Raw genomic sequence first — 17,115 nt, forward strand, 5'->3', positions numbered from 1 at the left:
CGCTTGTCAACGATGTCTCCAGGTCTGGGTGCGCTTGAGTGCCCAATGCCCCGCCAGCGCGAACAGGCCCCGGCCGACGGCGGCGGTGAGCATGATCAGCGAGGCCATGGCGGCGGCGGGCGCCACATCGCCGGCGTCGTCCATGTTGAGCACGGCGATGGCCGCGAGCGTGGTCTGCGGCGAATAGAGGAACACGACGGCCGACACGGTGGTCATCGCGTTCACGAAGAAATAGCCGCCCACGTTGATCACGGTGGGCAGCGCCACCGGGAGGTGCACGCGCCACAGCGTGCGCCAGAACGGCACGCCCATCGATTCCGACACCAGCTCGTACTCGCGGTCGAGCTGGCGCAGCGCGGTGAGCGAGGTGAGGTGTGCCACCGAGAAGAAGTGCGCCACCGTGCAGACCACGAGGATGGCCATGCTGCCGTAGATGCCGCGCAGCGGGTTCGAAGGCGAGATGAAGAAGAAGATGTAGCCCACGCCCAGCACCAGCCCCGGCACCGCCAGCGGCAGGTTGGCCAGCAGGTTGAGCAGCTCGCGCAGCAGGCCGAAGTGACGCGGCTTCTCGACGAAGTAGGCAGAGACGAAGGTGGCGAGCGCGCCCGCCACCGCCGCGCACACGGCCATGCGCAGCGAGTTGAAGTAGCTGCCCCAGCCGCCGCCGTCCATGTTGCTGAAGTCGTAGTTCCTGAACGACGGCACGAGGTTGTAGGGCCAGTAGGTGGCGAGCGATGCGAACACCGCCATGCCGATCATCACGAGGATGGCGCCGGCCGTGAGCACGCAGAACGCCAGCAATGCGCGGTCGCGCGACTTCACGGGCTCGGGCCGATACGGCGTGGCGCGCGCCGACAGCGCCGCCGCCTGCCTGCCGCGCACGTGGCGCTCGACGAGGAAGGACAGCACGGCCGGGATCAGCAGCACCAGGCCGACCACCGCGCCCATCTGGAAGTTCTGCTGGCCGACCACCTGCTTGTAGATGTCGGTGGCGAGTACGCCGGTCTGCCCGCCAACCACCTTCGGCACGCCGAAGTCGGTGACCACCAGCACGAACACCACCATCGCGGCCACGATGAGGCCGTAGCGCGACGAAGGCACCGTCACCGTGCGGAAGATGCGCCAGCGGGAGGCGCCCAGCGTCTGCGCGGCCTCGTAGAGCCGGCCGTCGGAGGTGGCCATGGCGGTGGTGAGGATCAGCAGCGCATGCGGCAGCGTCCAGAACACCGAGCCGAGCACAATCCCCAGCGGGCCGTAGATCGACACGTCGCCCAGCAGCCCCTTGAACAGGCCCTGGTTGCCGAACAGGTAGACCAGGCTGATCGCGGGCAGCAGCGAAGGCGCGAGCAGCGGCATCAGCGCCACCGCGCGCAGCACGCCCTTGGCCGGCATGCACGACAGCGTGAGTCCGTAGGCATAGACATAAGCGATGGCGGTGCAGATCACCGCGCTGATCGCCGCGAGCCCCACGCTGTTGAATGCCGACTGCACCAGCGCCGGGTTCTCGAAGTAGCGCGCGAAATTGGCAAGGCCGACGAAGGCTCCTTCGCGGTCGAAGAAACTCTGGCCGACCAGCGCGCCTACGGGCAGCGCGACGATCACGACCAGCAGCAGCACGACCAGCAGGACGGCGGCGCCGGTGATCCAGCGTTCGCGGTCGAACGCGCTTTTGTGCGTCGTTATCGGAGGCACCATGGCGATGGCGTCTGGGGAACTGCTCATGCTTGGTGTCCGGGGCGCGCGCACAGGCCGCCGGGTACTCCCCTCCGCGAATGTCCCCCGGGCCTGCGGCCCTCCTCCTTTGTTTCGCTGCGGGGAGCACCCGACACCCTGTGCACGTGGACGCAGCGCCTGTGAGGGCTGATGAACCGGTGCTCTGAGTGATCACGACGATGGAGTGCCTTGCGCAGCGAAATAAAGGAGGAGGCCGAAGGCCGGGGGACATTCGCGGAGCAAGGTACCCCGTCGGCGTGAGCACGCCCTGAACGGCGAATGTCGAACACGACACAAGAGTCCAAACGACAGGCGCTCATCTCAACGCGCCAGCACAGACAGCGCATTCAACGGCAGCTGGATATGCACCATGCTGCTGGGCACCAGCGGCTCGTCGCCACCGCCGCGCGCGTCGGCGGGCAGCTCGGCTTCGATCTCGATGCCCAGCGGCTCGCAGGCCAGGCGGGCGGAGGTGCGGTTGCCGAAGAACTCGGTGTCGAGCAGCCGCGCTGCGAAGCTGTTGGCGCCGAGCTCGGTGCCGTAGCGCTTCACCACCACGTGCTCGGGCCGGATGCCCACGGTGGCCTGCGCGCCGACGCTCAGGTTGCCAGGTGCGCAGAACAGCTCGCTGTCGCGCACACGCACCTTGCCATCGGCCAGCACGGTAGCGGGCAGCATGTTCATGCGGCCGACGAAGCCGGCCACGAAGCGGGTGCGCGGCTGGCGGTACAGCTCGTCGGGCGTACCGGCCTGCTCGATGCGGCCGTCGTGCATGAGCACCACGCGGTCGGCCATCGAGAGGGCTTCCTCCTGGTCGTGCGTGACCATGATGGTGACGATGCCCAGGCGCTTCTGCAGCGCGCGGATCTCGCTGCGCAAGCTGGCGCGCACCTGCGCGTCGAGCGCGGAGAGCGGCTCGTCGAGCAGCAGCAGGCGCGGGTTGGGCGCAAGCGCGCGCGCCAGTGCCACGCGCTGCTGCTGGCCGCCCGAGAGCTGCACCGGGTACTTGTCGGCATGCGCGGCGAGCCCGACGAGGTCGAGCATCTCGCGCGAGCGTTTGGCCATCTCGCGGGCCAGCGCGCCCGTGGGGTGCAGGCCGTAGGCGATGTTCTGCGCGGCAGTGAGGTTGGGAAACAGCGCGTACGACTGGAACACCACGCCGAAGCCGCGCGCCGCGGGCGGCAGGCCCGCGATGTCCTGGCCGCCGAGCAGGATCTGGCCGCTGTCGGCACGCTCGATGCCGCAGACGATGCGCAGCAGCGTCGTCTTGCCGCAGCCCGAGGGGCCGAGCAGGCACACGAACTCGCCGGGTTCGATGTCGAGGTCGATGCCGTCGAGCACGCGGGTGGTGCCGAAGGATTTCTGGATGCCGCGCAGGGACAGGAAGCTGGTCATTTCAAGGCTCAGGGCTGGGTCGGATGCGGGACCGGACTGCCGTACGCGAGGAGCGCGAAGACTCCGCAAAGGTCGCGAAAGAAATCCATGACGGATGTCGTTCGCATCGTTCTCGCGTCCTTCGCGCAACCTTCGCGAGTCGGCGTCCGGCGGCCCGCATTTCTCTTACATCGGCTTCTTTTCCGACTTCGATTCGTAGCGCTTGGACCACTCCGTCAGGATGCGCTCGCGGTTGGCGGCGGCCCAGTTGAAGTCATTCTTGGCCAGCAGCTTCTCGACGTCGCCCGGCACGAATTCGAGCTTCTCCTGGACGCCCGGCAGCGCGAGCACGGCGAAGTTCTTGGCGTAGAGCTCGTTGGCCTGCCTGGTCACGGCCCAGTCGGCCAGCGCCTTGGCGGCTTCCTGCTTCTTGCTGGTCTTCATGATGCCGGTGGCTTCCATGTCCCAGCCCAGGCCTTCCTTGGGCAGCACGATGTCGATGGGGGCGCCGTCGCGCTTGGTCTTGTTGGCGCGGTATTCGAAGGACATGCCCAGTGCGAATTCGCCGGCGCCGGCCTGGCGGCAGGGCTTGCTGCCCGACTGGCTGTAGATGCCGATGTTCTGGTGCAGCGCGTCCATGTACTTCCACGCCTTTTCTTCGCCCATCATCTGGATCCAGCCCGATACCATCAGGTAGCCCGTGCCCGAGGCAGCCGGGTTGGGCATGGTGATCTGGCCCTTGTAGACCGGGTTGGTCAGGTCGGCCCAGCTAGCGGGCTTGGGCAGGTTCTTCTTCTGGGCTTCGGCGGTGTTGAAGCAGATGGCCGAGGACCACACGTCCATGCCGACCCACTTGGGCGGGTTGGCCGGATCGCGCATGTTGGACTTGACGGCGTCCAGGCCCTTGGGCGCGTAGGGCTGGAGCATGCCTTCCTTGTCGAGCAGCATCAGCGAGGTGGCGGCCAGGCCCCAGACCACGTCGGCCTGCGGGTTGGCCTTCTCGGCCAGCAGCTTGGCGGTGACGATGCCGGTGGAGTCGCGCACGAACTTCAGTTCGATGCCCGGGTTCTCTTTTTCGAAGGCGGCCTTGTAGGCCTGGACCTGGTCGGCCTCGAGCGCGGTGTAGACCAGCAGTTCGGTACGGCCCTGGGCCGAGGCGGCGAAGGCCAGCGAGAGCACAGCGGCCGGCACGGCGGCCCAGCGGATGGAACGATGCAGCATTGGGGTGGTTCCTTGGGAGGGAAAAAGGATCGAGGCGGTGAAGGGAAGAAGGGACGCCGCGCGGAACCACGAACGGGAAAGCGAAAGTACGCAGGTTCCACTGGGCGACGAATGGGGGCGATGCTGGCAGCGGCATGTGACAGTGATTTGTCAGATGCCCCAAAAAACCCCAAATCCCCAAAATTGCGCTCAAGATCGAGGCGCCGGAGCCGCCGTGCGGCGGCTTCGTCATCGACCTGTCACCGCGGCGGGGCAGACTCGCGGACTTATTGCCCTTTGCTTTCGCGTCGCGCGCCGCATCCCACTTCCATGACCCTCGACCTCGCCGAGATCGCCCGCCTGTTCGCCGAACGCGGCGGAACCGCGTATGCGGGCGAGCCCGTGTCGCAGCTGGAACATGCGCTGCAATGCGCCTGGCTCGCAGAGCAGGCCGGCGCGAGCGATTCGCTGGTCACCGCGGCGCTGCTCCACGACCTGGGCCACCTGCTGATCGCCGAGCACCAGACGCTTTCGCACTCTCCTACCCAGCTGGGCATCGACGACCGCCACCAGTACATCGCCCTGCCCCTGCTGCGCGGCGCCTTCGACGCCGAGGTGCGCGAGCCGATCCGGCTGCACGTGGATGCCAAGCGCTACCTCTGCGCCGTCCGGCCCGACTATTTCTCCAGGCTGTCTCCCGATTCCGTGCGCAGCCTCGCGCTGCAGGGCGGCGTGATGGACGCCGAAGCGGCCCAGCGCTTCGCCGCGCACCCGTGGTCCGGCGACGCGGTACGGCTGCGGCAATGGGACGAGGAAGCGAAGGTCGAGGGGCTGCAGACCCCGCCCCTGGCCCACTTCCTGGCGACGGCTGCACGGGTGCTGCAGGGCTGACCGGCTCTTTGTTCGAGGCCACGGGTCGGTCGTGGGTCGGGCTCGGGGCGGGTTCAGCCCGGTTTAAGAAACATTTGTCTACGATGGTCTCCTCACTATGACTGGCGCGCGAGCGCCTGCGAGGAAACCCGAATGTCCCCATCAGTCACAGCTCGCGCTGGCTCGTTCATCCAGGTGCTGCGCCGTGTTTTCAGGCTTGCGGCGCCTTATTTCAAGTCGGAGGAGAAGTGGCGGGCGCGGGCCATGCTGGTCGCGATCGTCGCGCTCAATCTCTTCTATGTGTACGTGGCCGTGCTCGGCAACCAGTGGTACGGGCGCTTCTACGACGCGCTGCAGAACAAGGACGTGGTGGCCTTCTGGCGCGAGGTTCGGGTGTTCGGCTGGATCGCCTTCTTCAACATCGCGGTGCAGGTGCTCAAGTTCTACATCACGCAGCTGCTGCAGCTGCGCTGGCGCACATGGATGACGCGCAGCTACATGTCGCGCTGGATGGCGGACCGCACCTTCTACCACCTCGAACTCGCGCGCTACACGAACAAGAACGGCGCGGCGCCCGACAACCCCGACCAGCGCATCCAGGAAGACATGCAGCTCTTCACCAGCGCCACGATGACGCTGTCGATGGGCCTGCTGAACGCAGTGGTCACGCTGCTGAGCTTCATCGGGCTGCTCTGGACGCTGTCGGGCAACTTCTCGTTCACCGCGGGCGGCACGACCTACCAGATCGTCGGCGCGATGGTCTGGGTGGCGCTGGGGTATTCCATCTTTGGCACCGTCATCACGCATTTCATCGGCCGTCCGCTGATCGGGCTGAACTTCAGGCAGCAGCGCTACGAGGCCGATTTCCGGCACCACCTCGTGCGGGTGCGCGAGTACAGCGAGGCCATCGCGCTGGACCATGGCGAGAAGGTCGAGCGCGGCCAGCTCGACCTGCGCTTCGGTGACGTGCTGCGCAACTACCTGCTGCTGATCAAGCAGCAGAAGAACCTCGTCACCTTCACCTCGTTCTTCGGGCAGGCGGCGGTGATCTTTCCGTTCATCGTGGCGGCTCAGCAGTACTTCGGCGGCGCGTTCCAGCTCGGCCACCTGATGCAGATCGGCTCCGCCTTCGGCAAGGTGCAGGAGTCGCTCAGCTGGTTCGTCGACAACTACAACAGCGTGGCCGAGTGGCGCGCCACCACCGACCGCCTGACCAGCTTCGACGACGGCATGGCGGCCCATGCCGCGCGCAGCGACGCCCTGGAGCGCGCGCCCTCGCAGAGCCTGCACACCGACGACCTCGCGGTCGCCCTGCCCAACGGCACCCCGCTCCTCGCAGGCGCCGCGCTTTCCGTGAAGCCCGGCGACAGCGTGCTGCTCCAGGGCCCGTCGGGCAGCGGCAAGTCGACCCTCTTCCGCTCCTTCGCCGGCATCTGGCCCTTCTCGAAGGGCAAGCTGCAGGTGCCCGAGAACGTCGCGTTCATGCCGCAGCGCCCGTACGTGCCCGATGGCAGGCTGCGCGACGCGCTGACCTACCCCAATCCGGCCGCGAACTTCAGCGACGACCAGCTGCGCCAGGCGCTGGACGACGCCCTGCTGCCCGATCTGGTGGATCGCCTCGACGACAGCGACGCCTGGAGCCAGAAGCTCTCGGGCGGCGAGCAGCAGCGGCTGGCCATCGCGCGCGTGCTGCTGAAGAAACCGGCGTGGCTCTTCGCCGACGAGGTCACCAGCGCGCTCGACGCGCAGGCCGAGAGCGTGCTCTACAAGCGCCTTTCCGACACGGTGAAGGCGGCAGGCGGCGCGATGGTGTCGATCGCGCACCGCGCGGCGGTGGGCGACTTCCACAACCAGCGCTGGACGCTCGTGCCGCAGCAAGAAGGAAAGGACGGCGGCGCGCGCTACCGCCTGAGCACCTCCGGGGGTCAGCCCGCCGCGGCGTAGCGCTCCCAGCCCTTCCTGCGCAGATCGCAGGCGGGGCATTCGCCGCAGCCGTAGCCCCAGGCGTGGCGATGCTCGCGGTCGCCGAGGTAGCAGGTGTGGGTTTCTTCCACGATGAGGTCGACCAGCGGCTTGCCGCCCAGGCGGTGCGCCAGGCTCCAGGTCTCGGCCTTGTCGATCCACATGAGCGGCGTCTCGATGACGAGGCGGCGCTCCAGCCCGAGCGAGAGCGCGAGCTGCATCGCCTTCATGGTGTCGTCGCGGCAGTCGGGGTAGCCCGAGAAGTCGGTCTCGCAGACGCCGGTGACGATCACCTGCAGCCCGCGCCGGTAGGCCAGCGCCCCCGCGAGCGTGAGAAACAGCAGGTTGCGCCCCGGCACGAAGGTGTTGGGCAGTCCGTCGGCCTGCATGGCGAAGGCGACCTCTTCCGTGAGCGACGAACCGCCCAGCTGCGCCAGCGCGGCGAGCGTGAGCACGTGGTCTTCACCCAGGCGAGGCGCCCAGTCGGGAAAGCGCTCGCGCATCTTCGCGAGGATGCTGCCGCGCACGTCGAGCTCGACGCGGTGACGCTGCCCGTAGTCGAAGCCCAGGGTTTCGACGCGCTGGTACTTCGAGAGCGCATCGGCGAGGCAGGTGGTCGAGTCCTGGCCGCCGGAGAACAGGACGAGGGCGGTGGTGTGCAGAGGCATGTCCGTGGGCGGCGGTGCGTGCCGCCGCAATCCAAAGACGCGATTTTCCGTCAGCTTGGCGCAGCTGCCGGAATTCACCGCATCCGCTAGCCGATGCGCATGAAACGCCGAAGACATTCCGGGCATTCATTTCCGAGCGATCGGCGAACTTTCATTCGGCTTTCAACTCGTCACGGCCGGGTCATCTGACGTCTTTAGATTTCATCGCCAGAAATGGTGCACGCCCGGTGCGCCGGTCTAACAACCAACCGAGGGAATCATGACCCAACGCCTCATCGCCCCAGCACTGCTGGGCGTCTCTCTCCTGCTGTCCGCCTGTGGCGGCAGCAGCAACAACAACGGCATCGTGCTGCCGTTCATCCCGCCGCCCACCAACACCACAACGCCGCCGCCCACAGCGCAGGCGCCGAAGAACGTCCTGTTCTTCCTGGGCGACGGCATGGGCATCACCACCATGACCGCCGCGCGCATCTACAAGGTCGGCGAGGACGGCGACCTCACGATGGACACGCTGCCCGAGACGGCCTTCGTCCACACCTATTCGAACGACGCCCAGGTCACCGACAGCGCTCCCTCGATGTCGGCCTACATGACCGGCGTGAAGATGAACAACGAGGTCATCTCGATGAGCGCCGAGACCAAGGCGACCGACGCCTCGGGCAAGGCCTACCACGTCAACTTCGACAGCACCTGCCCCTCGGGCAACGGCCAGGCGGTGGAAACGCTGCTCGAGCAGAGCAAGGCCAGGGGCTACGCCACCGGCGTGGTCACCACCACCCGCATCACGCACGCCACGCCCGCGGCCACGTACTCGCACGTGTGCCACCGCGACGCCGAGAACACCATCGCCGCCGCGCTCGTGCCGGGCGGCGCCGGCTACAACGGCAAGCTGGGCGACGGGGTCGACGTGTTCTTCGGCGGCGGCACCGACTACTTCACCGCCAAGGAAGACGGCGGCAAGCGCAACGACAAGCGCAATCTCATCGCCGAGCTGAAGGCCGCGAAGTACAGCTTCGCCGCGAACAAGAGCGAGTTCGACAAGCTGCCGGCCGACGGCGCCACCAAGATCGCCGGCCTCTTCACCAAGAGCCACATGGCGTACGACCTCGACCGCGACGCCACCAAGGAGCCGAGCCTGGCCGAGATGACCGGCAAGGCCATCGACGCGCTGGCCGCGCGCAAGAAGGGCTTCTTCCTGATGGTGGAGGGCGGGCGCATCGACCACGCGCTGCACGCCACCAACGCACGCCGCGCCCTGCAGGACACAGGCGCCTTCGACGACGCCATCAAGCTCGCGCTCGACAGGATGCAGGCCATCGACCCTGGCCTGAAGAACACGCTGGTGGTGGTCACGGCCGACCACGACCACACGCTGCAGCTCAACGGCTACGCCGCGCGCACCGGCAAGACAGAGGCGGGCAAGCCCGGCGTGCTGGGCCTCGTGAAGGACTACGTCGACACCAGCAAGACCAGCAAGGACGTCGATGGCAACCCCTACACCATCATCGGCTTCGGCAACGGCCCGCGCCGCCTCGCCACGCGAGGCCCGATCTCCGACGCCGAGCTGGAAAGCAAGGACTACCGGCAGGAAGCCGTGGTGCCGATGGATGCGGCCAGCGACTCCGAAACCCACGGCGGCGCTGACGTCTTCCTCGGTGCCCAGGGCCTGGGTGCCGACAACTTCTCCGGCGTGATCACCAACACCGACGTGTTCGGCCTCATCAAGAAGGCGGTCGGCCTGTGAAGGGCAGCGAGCGCTCATCGACGAACACCACCATGAACACGACGACCATGAACCGCATCACCCGCAACACCCGCCTGGCCGCCGCCCTCGTCTGCGCCGCTGCCGGCACCCTGGCCGGCAGCGCCCACGCCGCCGGCGAAGCCAGGAACGTCATCTTCTTCCTCGGCGACGGCATGGGCCCCGTCACCGTGACCGCCGCGCGCATCTACAAGGGCGAGAAGCAGCTTGCCGCCCAGCCCGGATCGCTGGTGAGCCCCGAGCGCGCCAATCTCGTCATGCAGTCGCTGCCGTACGCCGCGCGCGTGAAGACCTTCTCGCTCGACGGCCAGACCACCGACAGCGCGCCCTCCATGGCCGCGTACATGACCGGCGTGAAGATGCGCAACGAAGTCATCTCGATGTCCAGCGACACCACCGCGGTCGACGGCACCGGCAAGCAGTACATCAACGGCGAGGACACCACCTGCCCGCCCACCAACGGCAAGGCCGTCGACACGCTGCTCGAACTCGCCAAGGCCAAGGGCCGTTCGGTGGGTGCCGTGTCGACCACGCGCGTGGGCCACGCCACGCCGGCCACCACCTACTCGCACATCTGCAACCGCAACGGCTACAACACCATCGCCGAGCAGAGCGTGCCGGGCCACGCCAACTACAACCCCAAGCTGCTCGACGGCGTGGACGTGCTCCTGGGCGGCGGCCAGCGCAACTACCTGCCGGTGGCGACCAACCCCGGCAGCAAGCGCACCGACGGCGTCGACCTGGTGGCCGCCATGAAGGCCAAGGGCTACACCTACGTCGACACCGGCACCAAGCTCAAGGCCGTCGACACGGCCGCCACCGGCAAGCTGCTGGGCCTGTTCTCCCAGAGCGAGATGGCCTACGAGCTCGACCGCGTGAAGCAGAGCCTCGACCAGCCCAGCCTCTCGGAGATGACCGAGAAGGCGCTCGGCGTGCTCAGCAAGAACGACAAGGGCTTCTTCCTGATGGTGGAAGGCGGCCGCATCGACCACGCGCTGCACGGCACCAACGCCAAGCGCGCGCTCGAAGACACGCTGGCCTTCGACACCGCCATCCAGACTGCGCTCGACTTCATGAACAAGAAGGACCCGGGCCTGAAGAACACGCTGGTGGTGGTCACCGCCGACCACGATCACGCGATCGCCTTCAACGGCTATCCGAAGATCGGCAATCCGATCCTGGGCAAGGTCAACGGCTATGCCGACGGGAAGCTCGCGAAGGCGGCGGACGGCAACCCCTACACCACGCTGGTATTCGGCAACGGCGGCCGCCCCAACGCGACGGGTTCCAGCCAGGTGAACGCGGAAGACGGCAACAAGCCGTGGATCGCCCCGGCGCGCGCAGCCTCGCGCGACGACCAGACCGCGATGGACACCACCGACGACAACTTCCTGCAGGAAGTCGGCATCAACCTCGGTTCGCCCGGCGCCGAAACCCACGGCGGCGGCGACGTGATGCTGTTCGCGGGCGGCGCGGGCTCGAAGATCTTCAAGGGCACGATGGAGAACATCAAGGTGTTCAACAAGGTCAAGGAAGCGGCCGGGCTGTGAGCAAATCCGTGGCACTGAAAACGCTGCTGGCAGCGACGGCCTTCGGCGCCCTCGCGGCCCTTCCGCCGGCAGCCACCGCCGCAGGCGATGCCGAGGCGCCCGACCAGAACCTGCGCATCCAGCACCATGTGATGACGATCGGCAAGGACGGCGTCCAGCGCGAGAGCCGCTACGCCGACCTGATGTTCCGCCGCGCCGGCACGGTGTGGATCGAGCGCGAGCTGCCGCCCGCGCTGCGCGCCGACCACGACCACGAGGCCACCGAAGGCAAGGTGCACATCGGCCACTCGCACGCCGACAACACGGCCGCCCCGCTGTGGCTGAGCCGCGACCAGGCCGGCAAGGTGCAGGTCAACATGGTGCTGCGCCAGCAGCGCAAGCTGATCGAGGTCGACAAGGCGAACTACGGCAACGTGGGCTACGGCGGCTCGTGGGCGAACGCCTACTGGCTCGTCGACCCGGCCAGCCTGCCGCGCATGAAGCCGCTGGGTGCCGCGGGCAAGGGCGTGCAGCGTTACGAGCTGCAGCAGGGCGAGAGCACGCTGCGCATCGAGTGGGACACGGTCGGCCGCTACGCGCGCCGGATCGAACAGCGCAACGAGCACGGCACCTCGCTCAACGTGATGACCGCATCGTCCATTCCCGCGCCGAAGACGCTGCCCTGGAAGGCCGCCGACTCCTACGAGCGCGGCGAATATTCCGACCTGCTCGACTGACCCGGTTCACCCCGAGGCGTCGCGCACTTCGTGTCGCTACGCCGCCTCCCTTCCGGGGGCAACACCTGAGGCCCGGCGGAGCCGGTACCTCGGTGTTTCACGAAGGGGCCTTCGGGCCCTTTTCTGTTGGCGGTTAAAGAAAGCGCTCGAGCAGCTTGCGCGAGGCCCGGTCCAGCGTCTTCACGTCGGGAATGCGGAACTGCACGCCGTGCGCACTTGCAATCAACAGCGCGCCGCCTTCGAGCCGGCGGATGTCCTCCTCGGCCTTGAGCACGAAGCTGGTCTCGCCGCGGTCGGTGCTGATGGTCCAGGTGCTGGGCACGCCGAAGCTCGACACGCCGTGCAGCTTCAGCAGCGTGGGCGCGAAGTCGCGCACCGCGAGGTCTTCCTCGAGCAATGCACGGGCCTGCGCCGGCAGTTGCTCGACGCTGTCGATCCAGACCAGCTCCCGGCCCTCGCTGCCGACCAGCGAGATGCCCTGGCCGGGCGCGCTCAGCGGAAAGGCCCGCACGGGCACGATGCCCACGTGGCGCTCGCCCTGGGCATCGATCAGCACGAGGCGGCCGAAGGGGTCGCGTTCCAGTTGGAATGGGTTGCTGCTTGTCATGCGTCACCTGCCGGATGGGCCGCGTGGGTGATGGCGACCGGCGCCTGCGCGCTGGCGCGTTCGTCGGCGGCGCCTTCGCTCGCGTCGTCGTCGCCCTGGCGCAGCTGCGCCTGGTAGAGCCGCCAGTAGGCGCCCTGCTTCGCCATCAAGGCGTCGTGCGGGCCGACTTCGACCACTTCGCCACGGTCCATGACCACGAGGCGGTCCGCCTTGCGCAGCGTCGACAGGCGGTGCGCGATGGCGATGGTGGTGCGGCCCTGCACGAGGTTGTCGAGCGCCTTCTGGATTTCCTTCTCGGTCTCGGTGTCCACCGCCGAGGTCGCCTCGTCGAGGATCAGGACGCGCGGGTCGATCAGCAGCGCGCGCGCGATGCTGATGCGCTGGCGCTCGCCGCCCGACAGGCCCTGCCCGCGCTCGCCGACCAGCGAGTCGTAGCCGTGCGGCAGGCGCAGGATGAAGTCGTGCGCATGCGCGGCCCGCGCGGCGGCGACGATCTCCTCGCGCGTGGCGTCGGGCTTGCCGTAGGCGATGTTCTGGGCGATGGTGCCGAAGAAGAGGAACGGCTCCTGCAGCACCAGGCCGACGTGGCGGCGGTAGTCGGCCACGGCGAAGCGGCGGATGTCGGTGCCGTCGACCTTGATGGCGCCGTCGGTCACGTCGTAGAAGCGGCAGATCAGGTTGACCAGCGTGCTCTTGCCCGAGCCGCTGTGGCCCACGAGGCCGATCATCTCGCCGGGCTCGATGGTCAGGTCGAGGTCGTGGATGACCGCGCGCGACCCGTAGCGGAAGCCCAGCCCGCTCATCTCGATGCGGCCCTGCACGCGCTCCACTTTCACCGGATTGGCCGGTTCGGGCACGTTGCTCACGTGGTCGAGGATGTCGAAGATGCGCTTGGCGCCCGCCGCCGCCTTCTGGGTGACCGAGACGATGCGGCTCATGGAGTCGAGCCGGGTGTAGAAGCGCCCGATGTACGCGATGAAGGCGGTGAGCACACCCACCGTGATGCTGCCGCGCGCCACTTGCCAGATGCCGAAGGCCCAGACTACCAGCAGGCCGATCTCGGTGAGCAGCGACACGGTCGGCGTGAACAGCGACCAGGTGCGGTTGAGCTTGTCGTTGACCTGCAGGTTGTAGGTGTTGGCGACGCGGAAGCGCTCGGCCTCGCGGCGCTCCTGGGCGAAGGCCTTCACCACGCGGATGCCGGGGATGGTGTCGGCCAGCACGTTGGTCACCTCGGACCAGACGCGGTCGATCTTCTCGAAGCCGGTGCGCAGGCGGTCGCGCACGACGTGGATCATCCAGGCGATGAAGGGCAGCGGCACCAGCGTGACCACCGCCAGCAGCGGATTGATGGAGATCAGGATGACCGCGGTCATCACGATCATCAGCACGTCGTTGGCGAAATCGAGCGCGTGCAGCGACAGGAAGACGTTGATGCGGTCGGTCTCGGAGCCGATGCGCGCCATCAGGTCGCCGGTGCGCTTGCCGCCGAAGTAGTCCAGCGGCAGGGTCAGCAGATGCTCGTAGGTGGTGGTGCGCAGGTCGGCGCCGATGCGCTCGGACACCAGCGCCAGCAGGTAGGTACGGGCCCAACCCAGCCCCCAGCCGACCAGCGCCGCCAGCAGCAGGCCGCCCAGGTAGAAGCCCACGCGCATGGTGTCGATCTTCTGGCCGTTCTGGAACGGGATCAGGATGTCGTCCATCAGCGGGATGGTCAGGTAAGGCGGAACCAGGGTGGCGGCCGTGGAGAGCAGCGTCAGGAAGAACCCGACGATCAACTGCTTGCGGTAAGGCTTGGCGAAACGGCCCAGGCGCAGCAGGACCCAGGTGGAGGGCGGGGTCTGGAGTTCGGCGTCGGTGGAATCGTCGCCGTCGGCGGACTCGGCGGACTCCGGTGTCTCCTTGGCGACACTGCCAGCCGTTCGCTGTCCGAACAGCTTCATCAGCCGCAGCGCCGCGACCTGCCCGGCCAGGGTGTAGCGCCAGCGTGCCAGGCGGCCCGAAGCGTCCACCAGATCGAGCGTGCCGACGCCGGCATGATCGGAAACGCGCAATTCCAGGGCTTCGTCGGTTAGCGGCCACTCACGCCACTGCTCCGAGGAAGCGGCGCGGGGATCGAATGCGATCAGCCTCCCGTCAGTCAGGGCGACTATGGCGGAGGCGAAGCTAAGTTGGTCGTCGAGGTCAACCGTCAGTGTTACCAGAACGTTTTCCGCGACTGCGAGGCGGTTTTTCAGTGCTTGCGCTGATGCCGCTTCTGTTTCGCCCTCCCGGGTGCCGACTGGATCGTGATGTTGCATTGTGTTTCTTTGACTCTTGCCCGTCGCGGGCCTCTTGGACCGCGTCATGGCGCCCCAGGTCGGGCGCCGATTCTGACCGATCGCCATGGGCGCGCTTGAAGGCGCCGCGGTGCTCGGCCAAAGCACATCGAACGTTTGCATGACCCGTTTCGACGACATCCAACTGCTGCGCATCAATTATTTGCGCGGCCCCAATCTCTGGACCTACCGTCCCGTGCTCGAAGTCTGGCTCGACCTGGGCCAGCTCGAAGACTACCCCTCCAACAAGATCGACGGGTTCACCGACCGCCTGACGACCCTGCTGCCGGCGCTCATCGAGCACCACTGCGGCGTCGGCGAGCGCGGGGGCTTCATCCAGCGGCTGACCGAAGGCACCTGGTCGGGCCACGTGCTGGAGCACGTCGTCATCGAACTGCTGAACCTGGCGGGCATGCCGACCGGCTTCGGCCAGACCCGCAGCACCTCGGAGCACGGCGTCTACCGCATGGTGTTCCGCGCGCGTGACGAGCAGGTCGCCCGCGTGGCGCTGGCCGAGGGCCACCGCCTGCTGATGGCGGCCATCAACAACGACCCGTTCACCGCCGCTGACGTGCAGAAGGCGGTCGATGCGGTCAAGGGCAAGGTCGAAGACTGCTACCTCGGCCCGAGCACCGCAGCCATCGTGGCCGCCGCCACCGACCGCGGCATTCCCCACATGCGGCTGAACAGCGGCAACCTCGTGCAGCTGGGCTACGGCGCCAACCAGCAGCGCATCTGGACCGCCGAGACCGACTACACCAGCGCCATCGGCGAATCCATCGCCAGCGACAAGGAGCTGACCAAGTCCCTGCTCGCGAGCTGCGGCGTGCCCGTGCCCGAAGGCCAGGTGGTCGCCGATGCCGAAGAGGCCTGGGAAGCCGCCGAGGACATCGGCCTGCCCGTGGTCGTGAAGCCTTCCGACGCCAACCACGGCCGCGGCGTCTCGCTCGAGCTGACGACCCGCGAGGAAGTCATGGCCGCCTTCGCGGTCGCCGAGCCCGAGGGCAGCGACGTGATGGTCGAGCGCTTCATCCGCGGCCACGAGCACCGCCTGCTGGTGGTGGGCGGCGAGGTGGTGGCTGCCGCGCGCGGCGAGATCATCACCGTGACCGGCGACGGCAAGTCCAGCGTGCGCGAACTCATCGACAAGCAGCTCAACAGCGACCCGCGCCGCGGCGCCGAGGAAGAGTTCCCGCTCGACGTGATCCTGATCGACACCGACGCCAAGCTGCAGCTCGAACTCAAGCGCCAGGACCTGAACGCCGAAGCCGTGCCCGCGGCCGGCCGCGTGGTCACGATCCAGCGCAACGGCAACATGGCCAACGACTGCACCGACCAGGTCCATCCCGAGGTGGCGCACGCCGCCGTGCTGGCAGCCCGCGTGGTCGGCCTGGACATCGCCGGCATCGACCTCGTGGCGCAGGATATCTCGCGGCCCCTCGGCCCGCAGGGCGGCGCGATCGTCGAAGTCAACGCCGGCCCCGGCCTGCTGATGCACCTGAAGCCGGCCGTCGGCTCGCCGCGCCCGGTGGGCCGCGCGATCTGCGACCACCTGTTCCCCAACGACGCACCCGGGCGCATTCCCGTGGTCGGCGTGGCCGGCTCGCGCGACACCGCCGTGCTGGCGCGCCTGGTGGCCTGGCTCATCAACCTGGGCGGCCGCCACACCGGGCTGGCCTGCCGCGACGGCCTGTTCCTCGAACGCCGCCGCGTCGACGCGCGCGACAGCGCCAACTGGGAAGCCGGCCACCGCCTGCTGGTGAACCGCGCGGTGCAGGCCGTGGTCATCGAGAACGGCGCCGAGACCATCCTGCGCGACGGCCTCGCTTACGACCGCTGCGAAGTCGGCATCGTCACCGACCTCGAAGGCTGCGAAGCGCTGGCCGACTACGACATCACCGAGAGCGACCAGATGGTCAAGGTGCTGCGCACGCAGGTCGACGTGGTGCTGCCCGAAGGCACGGCCGTGCTCAATGCCGCCGACCCGCGCGTGGCCGGCCTGGCTCCGCTGTGCGACGGCGCAGTCATTCTGTATTCGGCCGACGCGCAGGCCCCCGCGCTCTCCGCGCACCAGAGCGCCGGCGGCAAGGCCGTGCTCGTGCGGCAGGACCGCGTGGTGCTGGCCAACGGCAGCAGCGAATCGTTCCTGCCGGGCCTCGGCCGCCTGACCGTGTGGCGCGCCACGCATGCCGGCGTGAGCCTCGAGAGCCTGCTGGCTGCCGTGGCCGCGGCATGGGCCATGGGCATTCCGCTCAACCTGATCGGTGCCGGCGTCGAAGCCTTCGAGGCCGACCTGCAGGCTGCGCTGGCCTCGCTGCAGCTTTCGCAGACCCAGCCCCTCCAACCCCAATTCGCCTGAGGCTCTTCGCCTCGCC

12 protein-coding genes are annotated in these 17,115 nt (G+C 67.9%); 6 read left to right on the forward strand and 6 right to left on the reverse strand.

The genetic code is table 11. From position 1 onward, the window contains the following. Positions 1-6: 6 nt before the first annotated feature. From ACTJLF_RS21300 to ACTJLF_RS21310, 3 genes are all read right to left on the reverse strand, one after another. The gene (locus ACTJLF_RS21300; RefSeq protein WP_132752298.1) at positions 7-1,722 is read right to left on the reverse strand and encodes a putative 2-aminoethylphosphonate ABC transporter permease subunit; all 1,716 of its coding nucleotides are present in this window, start codon (positions 1,720-1,722) and stop codon (positions 7-9) included. Positions 1,723-2,034: 312 nt separating this feature from the next. Then, entirely contained in the window at positions 2,035-3,108 is a 1,074-nt protein-coding gene (locus ACTJLF_RS21305) for an ABC transporter ATP-binding protein (RefSeq protein WP_126182613.1), read from the reverse strand. 165 nt (positions 3,109-3,273) lie between these two features. Then, complete coding sequence (locus ACTJLF_RS21310; RefSeq protein ID WP_132752297.1) at positions 3,274-4,308, reverse strand: putative 2-aminoethylphosphonate ABC transporter substrate-binding protein; 1,035 nt, start codon at positions 4,306-4,308, stop codon at positions 3,274-3,276. Between the two features lie 309 nt (positions 4,309-4,617). Between ACTJLF_RS21310 and ACTJLF_RS21315 the strand changes: the two genes are divergently transcribed. Then, on the forward strand, positions 4,618-5,178 hold the full coding sequence (locus tag ACTJLF_RS21315) for a phosphonate degradation HD-domain oxygenase (RefSeq protein WP_132752296.1): 561 nt from the start codon (positions 4,618-4,620) through the stop codon (positions 5,176-5,178). Between the two features lie 132 nt (positions 5,179-5,310). After that, positions 5,311-7,101, forward strand: a complete 1,791-nt coding sequence (locus tag ACTJLF_RS21320) for an ABC transporter ATP-binding protein/permease (protein WP_126182611.1) — start codon at positions 5,311-5,313, stop codon at positions 7,099-7,101. Here ACTJLF_RS21320 and queC read toward each other — a convergent pair. Further along, the gene (queC, locus tag ACTJLF_RS21325) at positions 7,083-7,787 is read right to left on the reverse strand and encodes a 7-cyano-7-deazaguanine synthase QueC (RefSeq protein ID WP_019654523.1); all 705 of its coding nucleotides are present in this window, start codon (positions 7,785-7,787) and stop codon (positions 7,083-7,085) included. The genes ACTJLF_RS21320 and queC overlap by 19 nt on opposite strands. 259 nt (positions 7,788-8,046) lie before the next feature. Between queC and ACTJLF_RS21330 the strand changes: the two genes are divergently transcribed. The 3 genes from ACTJLF_RS21330 to ACTJLF_RS21340 are packed head-to-tail and all read left to right on the forward strand — an operon-like array spanning position 8,047 to position 11,815. Continuing rightward, positions 8,047-9,531, forward strand: a complete 1,485-nt coding sequence (locus ACTJLF_RS21330; protein ID WP_184604573.1) for an alkaline phosphatase — start codon at positions 8,047-8,049, stop codon at positions 9,529-9,531. 32 nt (positions 9,532-9,563) lie between these two features. Then, positions 9,564-11,099, forward strand: a complete 1,536-nt coding sequence (locus ACTJLF_RS21335) for an alkaline phosphatase (protein WP_260310171.1) — start codon at positions 9,564-9,566, stop codon at positions 11,097-11,099. Then, positions 11,096-11,815: a hypothetical protein gene (locus tag ACTJLF_RS21340; RefSeq protein WP_132752294.1), complete on the forward strand. Its 720-nt coding sequence runs from the start codon at positions 11,096-11,098 to the stop codon at positions 11,813-11,815. The genes ACTJLF_RS21335 and ACTJLF_RS21340 overlap by 4 nt, the downstream gene beginning before the upstream one ends. Before the next feature lie 133 nt (positions 11,816-11,948). Here ACTJLF_RS21340 and ACTJLF_RS21345 read toward each other — a convergent pair whose 3' ends face one another. Then, positions 11,949-12,422 (reverse strand): cyanophycin metabolism-associated DUF1854 family protein, encoded by a 474-nt coding sequence (locus ACTJLF_RS21345; RefSeq protein ID WP_019654527.1) that lies wholly within the window; start codon positions 12,420-12,422, stop codon positions 11,949-11,951. Next, positions 12,419-14,722 (reverse strand): cyanophycin metabolism-associated ABC transporter, encoded by a 2,304-nt coding sequence (locus tag ACTJLF_RS21350; protein ID WP_440883882.1) that lies wholly within the window; start codon positions 14,720-14,722, stop codon positions 12,419-12,421. Before ACTJLF_RS21350 ends, ACTJLF_RS21345 begins: the two co-directional genes overlap by 4 nt. 139 nt (positions 14,723-14,861) lie before the next feature. Here ACTJLF_RS21350 and ACTJLF_RS21355 point away from each other — a divergent pair, with 139 nt between their 5' ends. Further along, positions 14,862-17,099: a cyanophycin synthetase gene (locus ACTJLF_RS21355; RefSeq protein ID WP_240649907.1), complete on the forward strand. Its 2,238-nt coding sequence runs from the start codon at positions 14,862-14,864 to the stop codon at positions 17,097-17,099. Positions 17,100-17,115: the final 16 nt, after the last annotated feature.

It is taken from the genome of Variovorax sp. 22077, assembly GCF_052044195.1.
Classification (GTDB): Bacteria; Pseudomonadota; Gammaproteobacteria; order Burkholderiales; family Burkholderiaceae_C; genus Variovorax; species Variovorax atrisoli.